This is a genomic window from Aurantiacibacter marinus, assembly GCF_001021555.1.
Classification (GTDB): domain Bacteria; phylum Pseudomonadota; class Alphaproteobacteria; order Sphingomonadales; family Sphingomonadaceae; genus Alteraurantiacibacter; species Alteraurantiacibacter marinus.
In genome coordinates, this window is sequence record NZ_LDCP01000002.1 from 326,383 (window position 1) to 345,105 (window position 18,723).

The window sequence follows — 18,723 nt, forward strand, 5'->3', positions numbered from 1 at the left end:
CCGCGCAATGGCGGGCGATTCGGTTCGGCGTTGTGTGGTGGTGGCTGACCGCGAGGTCAAGCAAGACACCTGCCTTGCGCGCATACGAAGAGCCCGTTCAGCGAGGATTATTCACAGCTTTCCCGGTTAAGGCTTTGCTGCAACGCAAAACTTGGCTAATATTTGCAGCATGGATGGTGATCGCACCGAAGACCGGGTTGCGAAGGCAATCGCCCGCATCGATACCGCAGCAGGCCGCATAGCCGCTGCCGCTGGAGCACGTGATTCTTCCGGATCGGTGCGCGATCATGAATTGGAGGCACGCTATGCCGCGCTCCAGCAGGAGGCTGGTGAAGCTCTCCAACAGCTTGATAAGTTGATCGGTACGTTGGAAAAACCATGAGCAACGTCACTCTCGAGATCGTCGGCCGCCGTTACACTATCGCTTGTGCGGAAGGTGAGGAAGCGCACATCCAGATGCTTGGCGCATCCATCGACAAGAAGCTGTCAGCGCTTGAAAACCTTACCAACCAATCGCCGGAAAGAGTGCTGCTATATGCCGCATTGTTGCTGGCGGACGAGCTGCACGAAACCAAGTCAGCCGACCCCGCGCTGCCCGAAAACAGCGCGGCCGAGCTTGAATCTCTGGCCGACAGACTCGAAAGCGTTGCAATGCAGCTTGAGACTGGCCCTGCGGACGCCTAGATAGGGGTTGGCGGGGCTGCCCGGCACGAGCTGCATGAATATCCCTGAGGCTATAACCATTCCTAGGGAGCTGTCCCTACTGGGGCCACGGGTTCGTCCTGGCGGTTCTGGATATACGGCGCCCACCTGACGTTTTGTCGTCAGAGGATTTTCCGGAAAACGACCCATGGTGGTCCCGCCACTACCATCATCGCAAAAACGCAGGATCATGCCGGATATTTCCAACAGTAAAGCTGAACTGCGCAAAGGTCTGCGCAAGGCCCGTCGTGACCACGCCGCGAATCTGCCGCCGCAGGTCAGCGCGCTGGTATTCCGCCGCCCGCCCGGTCCGGTCATCGATTTGGTGCCAGAGGGCGCGATAGTCGGCCTGTATCACGCCGCATCGCACGAAGCGCCGGCGGCAGGATATGCGCGCTTCTTCATGGAGGCAGGGCACACCCTTGCCCTGCCCGCCATCACGCACGCCGATGCGGCAATGCAGTTTCGCACCCATACAGACCCTTTCGGCCAGACAGACCTTGAGGAAGGCCCCATGGGTATCATGCAACCCAAGGCGGGCGCGCCGGCGGTGCTACCGCAGGTGCTTTTCGTCCCGGTTGTCGGCTTTACCGAAATCGGTCATCGCTTGGGCCAGGGTGGCGGATTCTATGATCGCTACCTTGCGGAACATCCCGGCACGGTCGCGCTTGGAATGGCGTGGGACGTGCAGAAGGTGGATGAACTGCCGCTGGAAGACCATGATATGCCGCTGACCGCCGTCATCACGCCCACTAGAATATACGGACCTTTCTGATGCGCACCGAACCGACCTTGCGAATTCCCTTTGGCATTCTTGGCCTATGCGCCGCGCTGACTGTCTACGCTGTCGTGATCGCGCGTTACGTGCCGGAACTGATCGGCGGTTGGCATGGCGCCTTTCAGACGGTGGTTTACCTTATCCTCGGCATCATCTGGCTGCTGCCGCTGCGTCGCTTCCTGATCTGGATGGAAACGGGCCGCTGGGGCTAGATCAGCTTACTCAGGCCTGCACGCCAATCCTCCGGCAAAGGTACCGGGCGGCGCGTTTCACGGTCGACGTAAACGTGAATGAAATGCCCTTCTGCGGCGGCTTCCTCGCTACCTTCAGCAAATATCCCGACTTCATAGCGGACGCTTGATGTGCCTAGCCTGGCCACACGCACGCCTGCGTCTACAGCCTGGGGAAAAGCAAGCGGGGCGAAATAACGGCAGGACGTTTCCACTACCAAGCCTATCATCGCGCCATTTTCGATATCGAGCAGACCCCTCTCGACCAGTTCGGCGTTTACTGCCGTATCGAACCACGAATAGTAGACCACATTGTTGACGTGGCCGTAGACGTCATTGTCCGCCCAGCGCGTGGGGATTTTTCTCCAGGCGCTGTAGGCGCTCCGGGGTCTGGCGGGATCACGGCTCATATGTGCTTACTCATAGGGCTGCCTCATACATGCGCCGCGCATCGGCGCGCGTGATCGGCAGCGGATTGTTCATCAGCAGGCGTTCCTGCTTCATGGCCTCATCTGCCAGCAGATCGAGCGCATCAGCGCCTACCCCTACATCGGCAAGCCTTGGACTGAGACCCGTCTGTTCGGTGATAGCGCGCAGTGCCTCGACAAAGCGCTGGGCCTGCGCCTGCGTGCCCTGCCCGGCAAGCGACGGGTCAATCTCCACGGCCAGCTCTGCATACATCTCCCGCGCTGCAGGCATGTTGTGCGCCATGACCTGCGGCAGCATCAGCGCATTGGACAATCCGTGCGGCACATGGAAATGCCCGCCCAGCGGATAGGCCAGCGCGTGTACGCCCGCGCACGGCGCATTGGCGAAAGCCAGACCCGCCAGATAGGACCCGCGCAGCATCGCATCTCTGGCGGTCAAATTGTCCGGTTGATCACAGGCCGCGGCGATGTTGGCCGCGAGCAACCGCAGCGCCTCTTTCGCCAACGTGTCCGAGAGGGGGTTTTTCAGCCGCTTCGTTGTGAAGGCCTCAATTGCGTGGACCATGGCATCGATCCCGGTGGCGGCTGTCACATGGCGCGGCAGGCCGGCGGTAAGCGAGGCGTCCAGAACGGCCCAATCGGCATAGAGCGCAGGCGCGACGATTCCCTTTTTGCTCGTCTCACCAACAGTCAGGATAGAAATGGGCGTCGCTTCAGAACCGGTTCCCGATGTGGTCGGCACCAGAACCAGCGGCAGGCCGCACCCGCGCGCCATATCGACCCCGTAGATCGTTTCGATATCGTCGCCAGAGCCCAGCAGATAGGCCGCAGCCTTGGCCACGTCCATCGGACTGCCTCCGCCGAAACCGATGACGCTGCGCGCGCCGATCTTCCTGCCCATGGCAACTGCGTCCAGGACGCTACCCTCGCTCGGGTCTTCCTGCACATTGTCGAAAATCCCGACCTCGCGCTCCGCCAAGCTCCCTAGCGCACCATCGGTCAGACCGAGGCTGCGCAAATTGGCGTCAGTCACGAACAGGACGGGTCCATCTGGCAGCAATCCGCTCAGTTCAGCGCTGCAGCCAATACCGGAACGCACGCGCGGGCCGGGATGGAAAGTGAATGAAGAAGTCATGCCGCCAGCTTTGCTCAAGCAGACAGCCGCGCGCAAGCTCTAGCCCGCACGCGACGCTGTTTGTTAGCGAAGAAAAATTCCCAAGTGGCGCGAGTGACGGGACTCGAACCCGCGACCCTCGGCGTGACAGGCCGATACTCTAACCAACTGAGCTACACCCGCGCATTTAAGCGGCTTCAGCGCCTCTTGGGAGCAGCGCATCTAGTGTAGGCCTGATAGGCTGTCAACACACTCCGCAACGCTTTTTAGCTTACTTTGATCAACCAGCCAGAATCGTTGCAGGGGCCTCTATGCGCTTCTTCACTTCGTGCACGAAAGCAGCGGCGTCATATCCATCGACTACGCGGTGATCGCAGCTGATCGAAATGTTCATCAGCTTGCGCTTCTCGATACGCTCCTGACCATCAGCGCCGGTCACGAACATGGGCCGCTCGACTATGCGATTCGGGCCGATGATGGCGACTTCGGGGCGATTGATGACAGGCGTTGTGGCAACGCCGCCAAGCGGCCCGAGTGATGTGATGGTGAGCGTTGAGCCGGACAGTTCCTGCGAAGTGGCACTGCCGCTCCGCGCCGCCTCAGCCAAGCGGCCGATTTCATTGGCAAGCTGCCAGAGGTTCTTCGCCTGAGCATCGCGGATGACCGGAACCATCAGGCCGTTATCGGTCATGGTGGCCATGCCCAGATGCACACTGCCATGACGCGTCACGATCTTCGCCTCATCATCGAAACGTGCATTGATCATGGGAAAATCGGGAATGGTCTTGCAGATCGCCGCAATGAGCAGCGGGAGCATGGTCAGCTTGGGCTTTTCACCCTTGTTCGCATTCAATTGCGCGCGGGTATGCTCCAGTTCGGTGACATCGCATTCCTCCACATAAGTGAAATGCGGGATGTTACGCTTTGCGGCCGCCATGTTTTCGGCAATGCGTTTGCGCAGGCCGATGACCTTGATGTCTTCGTCTGCGCGCGTGGCACCGGACCCGGAATAGCCGCCCGAGTAAGAGATAAAGGCGTCGAGATCGGCATGGCGTACGCGGCCATCCTCATGCGGCTTCACTTGCGACAGATCGACGCCCAGATCCTTTGCGCGGGCGCGCACTGCCGGCGTCGCCAATAGCTTGCTGCTGCTACCGCTTGCCGGAGCGGGAGTTGGCGCAGGTGCCGGTTCAGGCGCAGGCTCCGGAGCCCTTTCCGGCGCGGCCTTTGCGGCATCTTCCTGGTCGGAGGCATCGGGCGTTTCCACCTCGATACGCTTCTCTACCTGGGGAGCTTTTGGAGCGGGTGCATCGTCAGCGTCGGCCTCTTCGCCGTGATCGGGCAATTCGCCTTCGACTTCGATGACGACCAGCGGCGAGCCGATGGCAACCATGTCGCCTGCTTCGCCTGCGATTTCGACGATGATCCCTGTGACGGGGCTTTCCATCGGCATGGTGGCCTTGTCGGTCATCATGTCGACGAATTCCTCGTCTTCCTCGACGCGGTCACCGACCTTTTTGTGCCAGGCGACGATTTCCGCCTCTGTGATGCCTTCGCCGATATCCGGCATGGGGTGTGTATACTTTGCCATAGCGTTACTCGCTCAGGATCTTGTCGATGGCCTCGCCAATGCGGACAGGACCGGGGAAATATGCCCACTCGAGGCTGTGCGGATAAGGCGTGTCGAAACCTGTGACACGCTCCACCGGAGCTTCAAGGTGGTAGAAACAGCGTTCGGTTACCAGCGCGGAAAGCTCTGCGCCGAAACCGGAAGTGCGGGTGGCCTCATGCACGATCAGGCAGCGGCCAGTTCGCTTTACAGATGCCTCGATGGCCTCGATATCGAGCGGCACCAGCGTGCGCAGGTCGAGGATTTCGGCCGCAACGCCTTTTTCGCGGCAGACGCTCTCCGCCACATGAACCATCGTGCCATAGGCAAGAATGGTCATGGCATCGCCTTCAGTAACCGTGCGCGCCTTGCCGAGCGGGATCTTGTAATACCCGTCAGGCACCTGCGCGTCCTCACGGCCCTTCCAGTTTTTGGCTGGCCGGTCGTAATATCCATCGAACGGGCCATTGTAGATGCGCTTGGGTTCAAAGAAGATCACCGGATCATTGTCTTCGATACAGCTGATCAGGAGGCCCTTGGCATCATATGGCGTCGCCGGGATCACTGTTTTCAGACCGCAGACATGGGTGAAGATCGATTCGGGGCTTTGCGAGTGCGTCTGCCCGCCGAAGATGCCGCCGCCGAACGGGCTGCGCACTGTCATCGGGGCGATGAACTCAGCGGCCGAGCGATAGCGCAAACGCGCCGCTTCACTGATCAGCTGATCAAGGCCGGGATAGATGTAATCGGCGAACTGGATTTCCGGCACCGGACGCAGGCCGTAAGCCCCCATCCCCACCGCAACGCCGATGATGCCGCATTCGGAAATGGGCGTATCGAACACGCGCGTCTTGCCATGCTTTTCCTGCAATCCGGCAGTGCAGCGGAACACACCGCCGAAATAACCGATGTCCTCGCCCAGCAAGGTCACATCGGAATCGCGGGTGAGCATGACATCAAGAGCGGAGTTGATCGCCTCGATCATGTTCATGTGGCGCGCTTCGCCAGTTTCATCCGTCGCGGGGGCTTCTGCGCTGAGTGTTTCGGTGCTCATGATTTTGGCCTCCCTTCCGGCCATTTGATGGCGCGTTCGCGGATTGCCTGCTCAGCCTGCTCCTTCAGATTCCACGGCAGCTCTTCGTAAACATCTTCGAACATGGTGTGGAACGGGTGATGCAGTCCGTGGCCCAGGATGCCGTTCTTTTCAGCGTTTTTCTGCGCGGTTTTGACCATGGCATCCAGCTCTGCATCCTGCTCCGCCTGACGATCCTCGTCCCATTCGCCCAAAGCGATCAGGTGCTTTTTCAAGCGATTGACCGGATCACCAAGTGGCCATTCGTCCTGCTCATCTGCGGAACGGTAAGCCGTGGGATCGTCCGAAGTGGAGTGCCCCTCAGCGCGGTAAGTGAAATGTTCAATAAGCGTCGGCCCGCCATTGGACCGCGCACGGTCCGCAGCCCAGCGCTCCGCAGCATAGACTGCCAGAGCATCATTGCCGTCCACGCGAAGGCCGGCAATGCCGTACCCAACAGCGCGGGCCGCAAAAGTCGCGCGCTCTCCGCCTGCAAAGCCGGAGAAGCTGCTGATCGCCCACTGATTGTTGATCACATTGAAAATGACCGGCGCGTTATAGACGGTGGCAAAGGTCATTGCGGAATGGAAGTCACCTTCCGCCGTGCTGCCCTCACCCACCCATGTCGCTGCAATGCGCGAATCGCCCTTGCTGGCGCTGGCCATTGCAAAGCCGGTGGCCTGAGGAAGCTGCGTCGCCAGATTGCCGCTGATGGTGAAGAAGTTCAGTCGCTTCGAACAATACATGATCGGCAGCTGACGGCCTTTCAGCTTGTCACCCTTGTTGGAATAGATCTGATTGATCATCTCTTCCAGTTCATACCCGCGCGCAATCAGGCAGCCCTGCTGGCGGTACGAAGGGAAGATCATGTCATCGGCTGCAAGCGCGTGGGTGGCACAAACAGAGGTCGCTTCCTCACCGGTACACTTCATATAGAAGCTGGTTTTGCCCTGCCTTTGCGCGCGGTACATGCGCATGTCGAACGCGCGGACCAGCGCCATTTCGCGCAGCATGGTGCGCAGAGTATCTGGCGAGAGGCGCGGGTTCCACGGCCCATGCGCCTGATCATCATCACCCAGCACGCGGATCAGATCGTCGCACAGGTGATGCGTTTCTTTCGCATCGCACGCCTCATCCGGGCGTGGCTGCGCACCGGGTTCAGGAATCGACAAATGGCTGAAATCAACCGCATCGCCGGGGCGATAATGGGGTTCCGGCACATGCAGTTCGAGCGGCGGCCTGTTGCCGCCTTTCCCGTCCTTGGCTGTGGCCATGTTCGCTCTCCCGGTATGTTTCTTTGGCAGAATAATATTTTATCCGCCGGGAATTATATTAGTTTCGTATGAAACCGTCAATCACCTGCGCCGCTACACTGCAACCGGCGCCTTGAGAGCGCCCTGCGGTTCGTAATCGCGCACTTCGAAATCCTCGAAGCGGTAATCGAAAATCGTATCCGGTCGGCGGACCAACGCAAGCCTTGGCTCACCCGCTGGCTCGCGCTGCAACTGCGCTTCGACCAACTCGGTGTGGTTGAGATACAAATGCGTATCTCCCCCGCTCCACACAAGTTCTCCGGGCTTCAGATCGGTTTGCGCTGCCATCATGCGCGTGAGCAGCGCTGCCCCCATCAGGTTGAACGGCAGACCAAGGGCAACATCGCAGCTGCGCTGATAGAGCAGGCAATTGAGCCGCGCCTCCCCACCCTCTCCAGCAACGTGAAACTGGTAGGTCTTGTGGCACGGCGGCAGAGCCATCCGGTCCAACTCGGCCACATTCCAGCCTTCGATAATATGCCGGCGGCTGCCAGGACTGGTCTTCAGGCTTTCGACCACCTGCGCTACCTGATTGATACCGGCGCCTTTCTGGTATTTGCCGTCCGGCCCGTATTCATACGTCGGCCAATCGACCCACTGCTTGCCATATACGGGCCCAAGATCGCCCCAATTGCGCGCAAAGGTCGAGTCGTCGACGATCCGCGCCTCGAAATCGTCTTGCGAAATCTTTTCGCCCGTCGCCTGGCGATATTTTTTGAGCGGCCAGTCGGTCCAGATCTTTACACCGTCCTTCAGCAGTGGCCGGATATTGGTGCTGCCGGTCAGGAACCACAGCATCTCCCGCGCTGCCGCCTTCCAGTACACACGCTTGGTGGTGAGCAGAGGGACACGGTCATCTGCCAGATCGAACCGCAGCATGATGCCAAAAACGGAGCGTGTGCCCACGCCCGTGCGGTCCATCCGTTCGTCACCATGCGCCCAGATATGGCGCATCAGGTCGAGATATTGCCATTCAGGGTGGCGCTTGTTTTCGGTCATGCTGTCCTTGCTAACACCAGTCACAGAATCGCGCCACCATCACAATTGGTGGTAGTCCTTGTACCAATCGACGAAGCGCGGAATGCCTTCATCAATCGAGGTCCTTGGCTGGTAACCAAGATCGCGCTGGATAGCGTCGATATCGGCGTAGGTCCGCGTCACATCGCCCTGCTGCATCGGCTGCCAGTCGATCGTTGCCTTGGCGCCGCAGGAATCCTCCAGCAGTTCGATCACGCGGGTGAGCTTTTCCGAACGATGGTTGCCAATATTGTAAATTGCGTGAGGCTTTGCCGAACCACCCGCCTTCACCGCGCCATCATCAGCAGGCGGATGATCGAGCGATGCGATGACGCCCGCAATGATGTCATCGATAAAGGTGAAATCGCGCCACATCTCGCCCTTGTTGAAGACCGGGATTGGCGTCCCGGCGAGAATCTTGCCGGTGAAAATCCACAGCGCCATGTCCGGACGCCCCCACGGGCCATATACCGTGAAGAACCGAAGCCCGGTTAGCGGGATGCGGTAAAGATGCGCGTAGGTTTCGCTCATCAACTCGTTCGCCTTCTTCGTCGCGGCATACAGGCTGACAGGATGATCGGCGCGGTCGTCTACACTGAATGGCAGCTTGTGATTGCCGCCATAGACGGAACTGGAGCTGGCATAGACCATATGCGCCACTTCGCGGTGACGCGCGACTTCCAGCATGTTCGCATGGCCGACCAAATTGGACTGCACATACGCCGCCGGATTTTCGAGCGAGTACCGAACCCCGGCCTGCGCGCCGAGATGGACGATCGCATCGAACCTGTCGCCATCAAGCGCAGCGGTGAGCGCATCCATGTCTGCAAAATCGAGCTGGTGGAAAGTAAAGTCCCCTGCCGCTTCGCGTAACCTTGCAAGCCGCGCCTGCTTCAGTGCCGGATCGTAATAATCATTGCAATTGTCGATCCCGATCACGGAATCGCCGCGCGCCAGCAGCTGGCCAGCCAGGGCTGCCCCGATAAACCCTGCTGCTCCGGTGATCAGAACCCGCTTTGACATTACATTCCTTGCGCTTTGTTTGCACGTGCCTGATGGCAGTGTGTCTGCCGATCGGCAATGGCATTCAGGGGTTACGACTGCGTGAAAAGCGCGGCTTATTCGGCCTGCTTAGGTCAGACTTGCAAGACATCGGCACGGTCCGTATAGCGCCGCCTCTGCCTCGCGGAGCAACGCGCTTCGCTTAGGTTCCGGTCGGGGAGTAGCTCAGCCTGGTAGAGCACTGTCTTCGGGAGGCAGGGGCCGGAGGTTCGAATCCTCTCTCCCCGACCAATTCTACCAAATTTGATCGTCCGGGCTGCTGTTCAACCCAAGGATTCCCGATCGACAGCCAGCGACGATGCACGCGGCTTGAAGGCATCATGACCGGACATCTGCTGACAATCCCCCACCACAACACTTGTAATAAATCCGCAACAACGCCATTGGAGGCGCGCGGCAGGCCACATAGCGGACATCCATGAACTTTACCCATCCCTTCAAGGACGCGGACGGTGACGACAAGCTGCATGAAGAATGCGGCGTTTTCGGCATTATTGGCGGAGAAGAGGCTTCAGCGACAACTGCGCTAGGCCTTCACGCGTTGCAACATCGCGGGCAGGAAGCTGTCGGCATCAGCAGTTTTGACGGCACCGAGTTTTTCAGCCGCCGGGCGCTGGGCCATGTGGCGGACAATTTCTCCACCGCTGAATCGCTAGCCGAACTTCCCGGTCGCATGGCCGGCGGTCACGTGCGCTATTCCACAACCGGCGGCGCGGGTCTGCGCAATGTCCAACCGCTGTATGCTGACCTTGCAAGCGGCGGGTTCGCCGTGGCGCACAATGGGAATATTTCCAACGCCCGCACCTTGCGTCAAGAATTGGTCCACAAGGGCGCCATCTTCCAATCCACTTCCGATACCGAGGTGATTATCCACCTGGTGGCAACCAGCCGCTTCCCGACGATGCTCGATAAGCTGGTTGATGCGCTGCGTATGGTCGAAGGTGCTTATGCGCTGATTGTGATGACGCCGCGCGGCATGGCCGCCTGCCGCGATCCGCTGGGCGTGCGCCCGCTGGTTATGGGCAAGCTGGGCGATGCCACGGTCTTCGCCAGCGAAACCGTTGCACTGGATGTGGTTGGCGCAGATTTCGTGCGGCAGGTTGATCCGGGTGAATTGATCGAGGTCGATTTCGACGGCACGATCCGTACGCACCGCCCATTCGGTAATGTGTCCCCGCGCCCATGTATTTTCGAACATGTCTATTTCAGCCGGCCCGACTCGGTCTTCAATGATCGGTCTGTGTACGACAGCCGCAAGAACATCGGCATTGAACTCGCCAAAGAAGCGCCCTGTGACGCCGATCTCGTGGTGCCGGTACCCGATAGCGGCGTCCCTGCTGCCATCGGTTTCGCTCAGCAAAGCGGCATTCCGTTCGAACTGGGCATTATTCGGTCCCACTATGTCGGGCGGACCTTCATCCAGCCGTCGGATGGTGCTCGCCATGCCGGTGTGAAGCGCAAGCACAATGCCAATCGCGCCATCGTCGAAGGCAAGAGCATCGTCCTGATCGACGATTCCATCGTTCGCGGCACCACCAGCATGAAGATCGTCCAGATCATGCGCGATGCAGGCGCAAAGGAAGTGCATTTCCGCGTGGCCAGCCCGCCGACTGCGCACAGTTGTTATTACGGGGTCGACACGCCCGAACGTTCGAAGCTGCTGGCAGGGCGGATGGATCTTGCAGCAATGCGCGAGTTTATCCGGGCTGACAGCCTGGCCTTCGTCAGCTTTGACGGATTATACCGCGCTGTCGGATTGGCCGGGCGGGACAATGATAATCCGCAATATTGCGATGCCTGCTTCAGCGGTGAATATCCCACTCCGCTGACCGACCTCACCGCCAAGACCCTTGGTGAGGCGCAGCTTTCACTCCCCGTAAACGAGGAAGCCTGATGAACGACGCAGTTTCCGACAGCTCGCCGATGGCGGGCAAGATCGCGCTTGTGACAGGTGCCAGCCGCGGTATCGGCGCAGCCACGGCCGTCGCGCTTGCGGCAAAGGGTGCGCAGGTTGTTCTCACAGCCCGCAAGACCCGCGATCTGGAAGCAGTAGAAGACCGGATTCATGATGCAGGAGGCAGCGCGACCATTGCTCCGCTCGACCTGACCGATGGAGAATCAATTGGCCGCCTTGCACAGGCTATTGCCGAGCGCTGGCAAAAACTTGATTACCTGATCATCAACGCTGCCCAAATGCCCACTTTGACGCCTGTCACACAGATTGAGCCGAAGCAGTTCAATCAGGCGCTGACGCTCAATGTGCTCGCCACCCAAGCGCTGCTTGCTGCGTTCGATCCTTTGCTGAAACGCGCAGATGCCGGACGTATTGTCGGCCTGACCAGTTCTGTCGGCACCGATCCGAGGCCATTCTGGGGTGCCTATGCTGCTTCCAAGGCAGCGTTCGAAGTGCTGCTGCAATCCCACGCGAAGGAAGTTGAGCGCATCTCCAAAATCCGTGTCGCAATCGTTGATCCAGGCGCGACTCGCACCACGATGCGTGAACGCGCCTACCCCGGTGAAGACCCGCAAACGGTCAAGCCGCCAGAGGCCGTGGCAGACCGCATTGCTGCGCTGCTGGAGGAAGACTTTGCCAACCTCCACCGCGAAAGAGTGGAAATATCCGCTTAACCATTTCGGGTAAGTCGTTGGTAAGCAAATCGGCTCATTTTGTGCCAAGCAAAGGCCGTAAGGCCATACCAACCACTTCACACCGGAATGGAGCCATAGGCACCATGAATATGCAGAACACTCTAGGCCGCTACGAAGTGGCCGCACAGGAAGATCGCAGCGCGCCGCGCACGCGGATCATGATCCCCGCGCAGTTACGGGCTTCTGGCAATCGGGCCTTTCAGACGGTCGTGAACGATCTGTCGCTGTCCGGCTTTTCGGCAACGGCGGTAAACCGCATGCATGTCGGTTCGGTCTGTTGGCTCACCCTGCCCGGCCTGGAATCGCTTCAGGCTGAAGTGGTGTGGTGGGAAAACGGCACAGCTGGCTGCGCCTTCACCAATCTGCTTTCGCCGATTGTGCATGACAACATTCTGGCCCGCTATCGCGGCGACGGAAGTTTCCGCTCCTGAGTTTAAGTACCCTGACAATTCGGTATCCGGGAAAAGGGCTTCGCTTACGGGGCCCTTTTCTTCTCCGGGAGGCGGCGTTCAATCCCGCTCCACCGCAATCGCCTTGCGCGTCGAGAACATGCCCGTGGTGTCCACCACCGCCTTCGACAAATAGCTATCCGCTTCCAGCCGCTTGAACTGGCGGTGGCCGACAAGGAACGTCACGATATCCGCTTGCTCGCGCGCTTCGTCTGAGGTGGCGTGGCGCACGTTGGGGCGATTTACCAACGAAGCAGGCAGCGCTGACAGGTTAGGTTCCACAACCAGCACCTGCGCGCCTTCGATATCCGCGACGGCTTCGACAATCTCAAGCGCGGGGCTTTCGCGCACATCGTCCACGTCGGGCTTGTAGGTTATGCCGTAGCAGGCAATCGTGGGAACCTTGAACTTGTCCGCCAGCCCGCGGATCGTGCTGACCACGCGGTGCGGCTTGTCGTCATTCACCACGCGCGCCATGCGGATCAGGCGGGCTTCTTCCGGCGCGCTGGAGACAATGAACCACGGGTCCACCGCGATGCAATGCCCACCCACCCCTGCGCCCGGCATCAGGATGTTCACGCGCGGATGCTGGTTCGCCAGCTCGCGCACTTGCCAGATATCGGTGCCGAGCTTTTCGCAGATGATCGAAAGTTCATTGGCGAAGGCGATATTCACATCGCGGTATGCGTTTTCGGATAGCTTACACAGCTCCGCCACGCGGCTGTCCGTGATGTAGCAGGTGCCCATTACAAAACTTTGATACAGACGCGCGGCCTGCTGCGCGCAATTGGTGGTTAGTCCGCCGATGATCCGGTCATTACTGACCAGTTCGCGCAGCATTTGCCCCGGCAAAATGCGTTCCGGGCAATGGCACAGCGCCACATCGGCCTCTCGGTCTTCATCGCGGTAACGCGGGAAAGTGAGATCGGGGCGCTCCTCGGCCAATATCTCGCCCAGCCGCTCGGTTGAGCCAACGGGTGAGGTCGATTCGAGAATGACAACATTGCCCTTCTCAAGCACCGGCGCGATGGTGCGCGCGGCAGCTTCTACAAACGCCATGTCCGGACCTTCGTTCACCATCGGCGTGGGAACTGCGATCAGGAAAAATTCAGCTGGTTCGGGCGTAGTCGTCGCGCGCAGGCGTTTGGTGTCGACAGCAGCGGACAGCAGCATCTGCAAGTCCGGTTCCTGAAAATGCGCCTGCCCTGCGTTCACCGCGTCAACAACGCTCTGGTTCACATCGAGCCCGATAACTTCGTGTCCCCTGCTCGCCAGCATGGCGGCGGTTGGCAGGCCGATATAGCCCAGCCCCACGGTGCAAACTTTCATTGTGCTTGATCCTTCGGGACTTGCGCAGACTTTACGAATTCAGCGACCGACGCGGCGATTTTCTGTGATGCCGTGCCGTCGCCATAAGGAAAAACCTTGCGCGCGCGGCGGCCGTAATGGTCGGGATCAGACAGGAGGCGCGTTGCCGCGGCCACAATCCCGTCAACATCGGTGCCAACCAATTGGGCAACGCCGGTGGCAACTGCTTCGGGGCGCTCCGTCACTTCGCGCATAACCAGCACCGGCTTACCCAGCGCGGGCGCTTCTTCCTGAATGCCGCCGCTGTCGGTCAGCACGAAATGCGAAGCCTGCATCAGCGCGACCATCTGCACGTAATCGACTGGCGGGATAAGGTGGATGGAACTTGTGTCGCCAAGTCTGCGTTCGACCACTTCTTTCACTTGAGGGTTGAGGTGGACGGGATAGACGATCTCTACATCGCCGCGCGCGGCGATCGTGCCCAGTGCATCACAAATCCGGCCAAACCCGTCACCGAAGCTTTCACGGCGATGCCCCGTCACGAGAATGAGCTTCTTCGCCGGGTCAAGCGTGAGGCCGAGCGATTTTGTTTCATCACCCTTCAGGCCGTTTGCGACATGCAGCAAGGCATCGATCCCGGAATTGCCGGTAATCTCTATATGGCGTGTCTTGTCGCGCTTCACCGGGCGTTCTGCGCGCAGGTTCTGCACCGCCATGCTGGTTGGTGCCCACAAAAGCTGCGCTAGCGCATCAATGGAAATGCGGTTGTATTCCTCTGGCCAAGGGCGCTGGATATCATGGCTTCGCAAGCCTGCTTCCACATGCCCCACCGGCACGCGCGCATAAAATGCTGCAAGGGCAGCGGCCATGGCGGACGTTGTGTCGCCGTGCACCATCACCAGTCCCGGATCATACTCAGCAATCAGACGCTCCATTTCCTTGAGCACGCGCGAGGTAATATCACCCAGCGTTTGCCCCGGCGTCATCAGATCCAGGTCGATGTCTGGCTGTTCGCCAAACACGGCAAACACCTGATCGAGCATCTGGCGATGCTGGCCGGTGGTGACGACCTTCAGATCCACCTCCGGCACTTGCCGCAGAGCGCGCACAACGGGCAGCATCTTGATCGCTTCCGGCCTGGTGCCGATTACGAGCAGAACTGGCGTCACCTGGTGAGCGCCGACGAGAGAGGATGGATTGAGTTCGACCACGAACCCGCTCTAGCAAGCCCGCGTAAAAATAGTCCTACCGGGACATTCACCTTATTGCACTGTCTGTCCGGCCAGCGCCGCCGCGCGCGTCAACGGCGGCCTGCACCACTTCATAAAACGCATCACGTTGCGCCATGGCTCCGCCTTCACCCCTGCCATCGGGCCAATTGGCGTTGCTGGCAATAATGAGGTCCCGTGCAGGATCGATGAAAATACCCTGCCCGAACAAACCGCGCGCGGCGTAGGCTGCACCGGGATAGGTCCACCATTGATAGCCGTAACCAACTGATCGGCCACCCGTTTCATACAGAGACTGGGTCGCCTCCTCAAACCAGCCCTCAGGCACCATTTGCGCCCCGCCAGCTTCCCCGCCGCCCATGACAAAAAGGCCAAAACGCGCCATGTCGCGCGTACTCGCCTGAATGCAGCAGCCGGATATCTCGCTGCCGGTACTGGACAGCAGCCATGTGGCATCCTGTTCCATGCCAAACGGTGCCCAGACTTTCTCAGACAGGTAGTCAGCCAGATTCTTGCCTGTCGCCTCGCGCACCAACATACCGATCATGTTCGTCTCGCCGGTATTATATTGCCACCGCGTACCCGGCTCTGCATCGCGCGGAAGCTGGCGCATGTAATCAACCAGAGCGTCGACGCCCTGCTGGGTGGTTACATGCTCGTTGAAGCGTGCGACGTCGCTTTCGGGGTCGTTGTAATCCTCGCTCCACTGAATGCCGCTGGTCATGGTCAGAAGCTGCTTGATCGTAACACCATCATAGGCGGAGCCCGCAAGGTCGGGCAGATACTGCGTCACAAGATCATCCACGCTGCCAATATTGCCATCGGCAATGGCTGCACCGACCAATGTAGAAGTAAGGCTTTTCGCGACGGAGAAGCTGGTCCAGCGGCCTTGTGCAGTAAAGTCACTGTCATAGCGTTCCAGTACCACCTCACCGTCCAGCACAATCACGATTGCAGCTGAATTTTGCGCGTCGGCAAAGGCATCAAGGTCGAAATCACCAAGGTCCAGCGTTTCGCCTTCAGGCAAGGGATAAGTCGGTCCCCCCGCCTCGATCACACGTGACTGGGCGAGTGCCGGCAGCGCATCCATCGCACGGAAGGCAGCGTTGCGCGTATCGTAATCCCAGAACAGCACATTGCGGTCTGTCGGCATATTCGCGATCAGGTTGCGTTGGTCTTGATCAAGCGAGTACCAGCCAATCCCGAACAGCCCCGCCAGAGCAACAGCGATAACGAGCAGCCACTTTTTCATGGTTTGAGCCTTTGCGTCAGTTGCTTATTCGCTGCCGCGCGCATCGACAGCTGCCATCACCGCACGGTAAAATCCGAAGGTTCGCGCACCCGTTCCGTTGCCGCCAGATGCCTGAGGCCAATTCGAATTGGTGGCAATGACCAGGTTTCGCGCGGGATCGATGAAGATGCCCTGCCCGAAGATTCCTTGCGCCGCATAGATTTCGCCGGGGAAGGTCCACCATTGGTAGCCATATCCGCGGCCCGAATCGCCAAGCGAAACAACCGGAGACGTTGCTTCGGCAAACCAGCCCTCTGGCACAACGCGCTCTCCGTTGATCATGCCGTCACCCAAGGTCAGAAGCCCAAAACGCGCCATGTCGCGGGTGCCTGCCTGAATGCAGCAACCGGCAATTTCCTGCCCGGTGTTGCCAAGCAGCCATGTGGCATCATGCGCCATCCCGAACGGTACCCAGACCTTTTCAGACAGGTAATCCGCCAAGGTTTTCCCGGTTGCTTCTGTCACCAGCACGCCGACCAGATTGGTTTCCCCGGTACTGTAATTCCAATTCGTGCCAGGATCAGAAGCGCGCGGCAAATTGCGCAAGTAGCTGACTGTTGGATCGAAGCCATCTTCATCCACATGATTGTTGAATTGTGCGACGTCCGAATTCGGATCACCGTAGTCTTCGTTCCACTGCACACCCGAAGTCATCGTCAACAGTTGGCGTATCGAAACGCCATCATAGGCGGAACCGCGCAAATCGGTGATGTAGTCTGTGACAGGATCATCGAGACTGGTGATATATCCATCAACGATTGCTGCACCGACAAGGGTAGATGTCAGGCTTTTGGCCACCGAAAAGCTGGTCCAGCGTTCGTCCGCAGAAAAGCCGAGGCCGTAACGCTCCAGCACAATCTCGCCGTCCAATACTACGATGATTGCGGCAGTGCTTTGCTCCTGCATGAAACCATCCAGATCAAAGTCACCCAGATCAAGCGTTTCGCCTATCGGCAACGATACCGCGTTCCCGCTCGCAGCAATGGTTCGTGATTCGGCCAATTGCGGCATCTGGTCCATCACCCGGAAAGCTGCTGCGCGCTGTTCCTGGCTCCAGAACAGGACATTGCGATCGGTTGGCATGGCGACAGCGTTGGTCGACATTGCCTGCGGGGCAGGCGGCGCCGTTGCTGCTACAGTGGCGATCGGTTCCGCATGATTGGCGGTGCAGCCTGCCAGAAGCATTCCGGCCAAAGTCAGAGCATAGCCGCCACGTATCTTGCTGTTCATCCAGTTTGCCCTTTCACAAGTGTTACCTGGCTTACCGTAATCCCGCCGCCGCGAAAGCCGCCTTCGCAATACATCAGGTAAAACCGCCAAAGGTCGCGAAAACGGCCGTCGAAGCCTGAGGGCAGCTGATTGGCGATCGCTGCAGCGTCGAAGCGCTCGCGCCAGATTTTCAGGGTTTCGGCATAGTCGAGGGCGAAATCTTCCTGATCGGTCCAAACCAATCCGCGTGCCTCGGCCAACTGGCGGAATTCGCTGGTGCGGATCAGCAGACCTCCCGGGAAGACATAGGCCTGAATGAAGTCGGCACTTCTGGCGTAGGCATCGAACAGATCGTCGCGCATGGCGATGAACTGGATCGCCGCCTTACCGCCGGGTTTAAGATTTCTGGCAATGCAGTCCATGAATGTGGGCCAGTATTCACGGCCGAGGGCCTCCACCATCTCGACACTGACGATGGCATCGAATTGCCCGGCGGTATCGCGGTAATCCTGCTTCAGGAATTGCACGCCGGGATGGTGCATCCGCGCCCAGTCCAGCTGTTCATCCGATAGGCTGATCGCATCGACCCGCGCGCCATTTTGCGCAAAATGCGCTGACAGTGCGCCCCAGCCACAACCGATTTCGAGCAGGCCTTCAGGGCTGCCAAGCCGCTGCGACAATCGGTCCCACTTGCGGCGCTGCGCAGCCTCCAGATCGCCCCCGTCCGTCTGATACGCGCTGGAATAGCTCATCGTCGGATCAAGCCATGCGGCGTAGAAATCATTACCGAGATCGTAATGTGCGTGGATGTTCTTTTCAGCCTGCGCCTTGGTATTGCGATTCAGTGCGTGCAGCGCCCTTGCCGCCCAGCGCCATGGGCCTTTTGCCCGCGCCGTGTCGCCCAGGGAATCGCTGTTCGCGACGAACAGGGCGAAGAAGTTGACAGGATCAGGACTGGACCACTCGGCTGCTTCCCATGCCTGATACAGGCCGATGGAGCCATTGGTGGCGATGCGTAGCAATGCGCGCCAATCGTGCAGGGTGACATCGCATTCGAAACCAGGTGCACGCCCGCCCAAGGTGCAGCGCGAACCATCGGGCAAGGTGCCGTGCAAAGTGCCGCGTTCAAGCCCGCGATCTATGATTTCAAGCAGGCGGTTGGTGGCAGGGGTAAAGAGACGCGCAACAAAACCTGGCTCCGCCGCATAACGCCGCCCGCTTTCGAGCAGCATGCCTCCTCTTTCGTCTTGCGCCTGCATCCGG

The 18,723-nt window shown here is 59.4% G+C and carries 19 protein-coding genes and 2 tRNA genes; 8 read left to right on the forward strand and 13 right to left on the reverse strand.

The features are described from left to right. Positions 1–169 precede the first annotated feature (169 nt). The 4 genes from AB731_RS07935 (at position 170) to AB731_RS07950 (ending at position 1,692) form a co-directional block, all read left to right on the forward strand. The gene (locus tag AB731_RS07935; protein ID WP_047093569.1) at positions 170–382 is read left to right on the forward strand and encodes a hypothetical protein; all 213 of its coding nucleotides are present in this window, start codon (positions 170–172) and stop codon (positions 380–382) included. Beyond that, positions 379–684 carry a cell division protein ZapA gene (locus AB731_RS07940; RefSeq protein WP_047093568.1) on the forward strand — a complete coding sequence of 102 codons (306 nt, stop codon included), beginning with the start codon at positions 379–381 and terminating at the stop codon, positions 682–684. The genes AB731_RS07935 and AB731_RS07940 overlap by 4 nt, the downstream gene beginning before the upstream one ends. A gap of 166 nt (positions 685–850) precedes the next feature. After that, positions 851–1,477 (forward strand): 5-formyltetrahydrofolate cyclo-ligase, encoded by a 627-nt coding sequence (locus AB731_RS07945; RefSeq protein ID WP_231638883.1) that lies wholly within the window; start codon positions 851–853, stop codon positions 1,475–1,477. Next, on the forward strand, positions 1,477–1,692 hold the full coding sequence (locus AB731_RS07950) for a DUF2842 domain-containing protein (protein ID WP_047093566.1): 216 nt from the start codon (positions 1,477–1,479) through the stop codon (positions 1,690–1,692). Before AB731_RS07945 ends, AB731_RS07950 begins: the two co-directional genes overlap by 1 nt. Here AB731_RS07950 and AB731_RS07955 read toward each other — a convergent pair. From AB731_RS07955 to AB731_RS07990, 8 genes are all read right to left on the reverse strand, one after another. Further along, on the reverse strand, positions 1,689–2,120 hold the full coding sequence (locus AB731_RS07955; protein WP_047093565.1) for an acyl-CoA thioesterase: 432 nt from the start codon (positions 2,118–2,120) through the stop codon (positions 1,689–1,691). The two genes, AB731_RS07950 and AB731_RS07955, sit on opposite strands and share 4 nt — an antisense overlap. A gap of 10 nt (positions 2,121–2,130) precedes the next feature. After that, complete coding sequence (locus AB731_RS07960) at positions 2,131–3,273, reverse strand: iron-containing alcohol dehydrogenase (RefSeq protein ID WP_047093564.1); 1,143 nt, start codon at positions 3,271–3,273, stop codon at positions 2,131–2,133. Between the two features lie 85 nt (positions 3,274–3,358). Next, positions 3,359–3,435 (reverse strand) — tRNA-Asp (locus tag AB731_RS07965). Between the two features lie 97 nt (positions 3,436–3,532). Continuing rightward, complete coding sequence (locus AB731_RS07970; protein WP_047093563.1) at positions 3,533–4,843, reverse strand: dihydrolipoamide acetyltransferase family protein; 1,311 nt, start codon at positions 4,841–4,843, stop codon at positions 3,533–3,535. A 4-nt stretch (positions 4,844–4,847) separates the two neighbouring features. After that, positions 4,848–5,915 (reverse strand): alpha-ketoacid dehydrogenase subunit beta, encoded by a 1,068-nt coding sequence (locus tag AB731_RS07975; RefSeq protein WP_047093915.1) that lies wholly within the window; start codon positions 5,913–5,915, stop codon positions 4,848–4,850. After that, on the reverse strand, positions 5,912–7,207 hold the full coding sequence (locus AB731_RS07980; protein ID WP_047093562.1) for a 3-methyl-2-oxobutanoate dehydrogenase (2-methylpropanoyl-transferring) subunit alpha: 1,296 nt from the start codon (positions 7,205–7,207) through the stop codon (positions 5,912–5,914). The genes AB731_RS07975 and AB731_RS07980 overlap by 4 nt, the downstream gene beginning before the upstream one ends. Before the next feature lie 93 nt (positions 7,208–7,300). Beyond that, positions 7,301–8,245 carry a thymidylate synthase gene (locus AB731_RS07985; RefSeq protein WP_047093561.1) on the reverse strand — a complete coding sequence of 315 codons (945 nt, stop codon included), beginning with the start codon at positions 8,243–8,245 and terminating at the stop codon, positions 7,301–7,303. 39 nt (positions 8,246–8,284) lie between these two features. Beyond that, positions 8,285–9,286 carry a GDP-mannose 4,6-dehydratase gene (locus AB731_RS07990; protein WP_047093560.1) on the reverse strand — a complete coding sequence of 334 codons (1,002 nt, stop codon included), beginning with the start codon at positions 9,284–9,286 and terminating at the stop codon, positions 8,285–8,287. 193 nt (positions 9,287–9,479) lie between these two features. Here AB731_RS07990 and AB731_RS07995 point away from each other — a divergent pair. The 4 genes from AB731_RS07995 (at position 9,480) to AB731_RS08010 (ending at position 12,405) form a co-directional block, all read left to right on the forward strand. After that, a tRNA-Pro gene (locus AB731_RS07995) sits at positions 9,480–9,556 on the forward strand. A gap of 187 nt (positions 9,557–9,743) precedes the next feature. Further along, the gene (gene purF / locus AB731_RS08000) at positions 9,744–11,219 is read left to right on the forward strand and encodes an amidophosphoribosyltransferase (protein ID WP_047093559.1); all 1,476 of its coding nucleotides are present in this window, start codon (positions 9,744–9,746) and stop codon (positions 11,217–11,219) included. Beyond that, on the forward strand, positions 11,219–11,953 hold the full coding sequence (locus tag AB731_RS08005; protein WP_047093558.1) for an SDR family NAD(P)-dependent oxidoreductase: 735 nt from the start codon (positions 11,219–11,221) through the stop codon (positions 11,951–11,953). Before purF ends, AB731_RS08005 begins: the two co-directional genes overlap by 1 nt. 104 nt (positions 11,954–12,057) lie before the next feature. Then, complete coding sequence (locus AB731_RS08010; RefSeq protein WP_047093557.1) at positions 12,058–12,405, forward strand: PilZ domain-containing protein; 348 nt, start codon at positions 12,058–12,060, stop codon at positions 12,403–12,405. A gap of 78 nt (positions 12,406–12,483) precedes the next feature. On the opposite strand, the gene wecC is transcribed toward AB731_RS08010, so the two are convergent. Genes wecC through AB731_RS08035 form a run of 5 tightly spaced genes read right to left on the reverse strand, consistent with a single transcriptional unit; the run spans position 12,484 to position 18,719 of the window. Next, positions 12,484–13,752 carry a UDP-N-acetyl-D-mannosamine dehydrogenase gene (gene wecC / locus AB731_RS08015; RefSeq protein ID WP_047093556.1) on the reverse strand — a complete coding sequence of 423 codons (1,269 nt, stop codon included), beginning with the start codon at positions 13,750–13,752 and terminating at the stop codon, positions 12,484–12,486. Beyond that, a complete protein-coding gene (gene wecB, locus AB731_RS08020) occupies positions 13,749–14,942 on the reverse strand; it encodes a non-hydrolyzing UDP-N-acetylglucosamine 2-epimerase (protein WP_269429518.1) in 1,194 nt (397 codons plus the stop codon). Before wecB ends, wecC begins: the two co-directional genes overlap by 4 nt. Before the next feature lie 46 nt (positions 14,943–14,988). After that, positions 14,989–16,212 (reverse strand): serine hydrolase domain-containing protein, encoded by a 1,224-nt coding sequence (locus AB731_RS08025; protein ID WP_047093555.1) that lies wholly within the window; start codon positions 16,210–16,212, stop codon positions 14,989–14,991. A 24-nt stretch (positions 16,213–16,236) separates the two neighbouring features. Further along, entirely contained in the window at positions 16,237–17,481 is a 1,245-nt protein-coding gene (locus AB731_RS08030) for a serine hydrolase domain-containing protein (protein WP_231638884.1), read from the reverse strand. Continuing rightward, positions 17,478–18,719 (reverse strand): SAM-dependent methyltransferase, encoded by a 1,242-nt coding sequence (locus tag AB731_RS08035; protein WP_047093554.1) that lies wholly within the window; start codon positions 18,717–18,719, stop codon positions 17,478–17,480. Before AB731_RS08035 ends, AB731_RS08030 begins: the two co-directional genes overlap by 4 nt. Positions 18,720–18,723 lie beyond the last annotated feature (4 nt).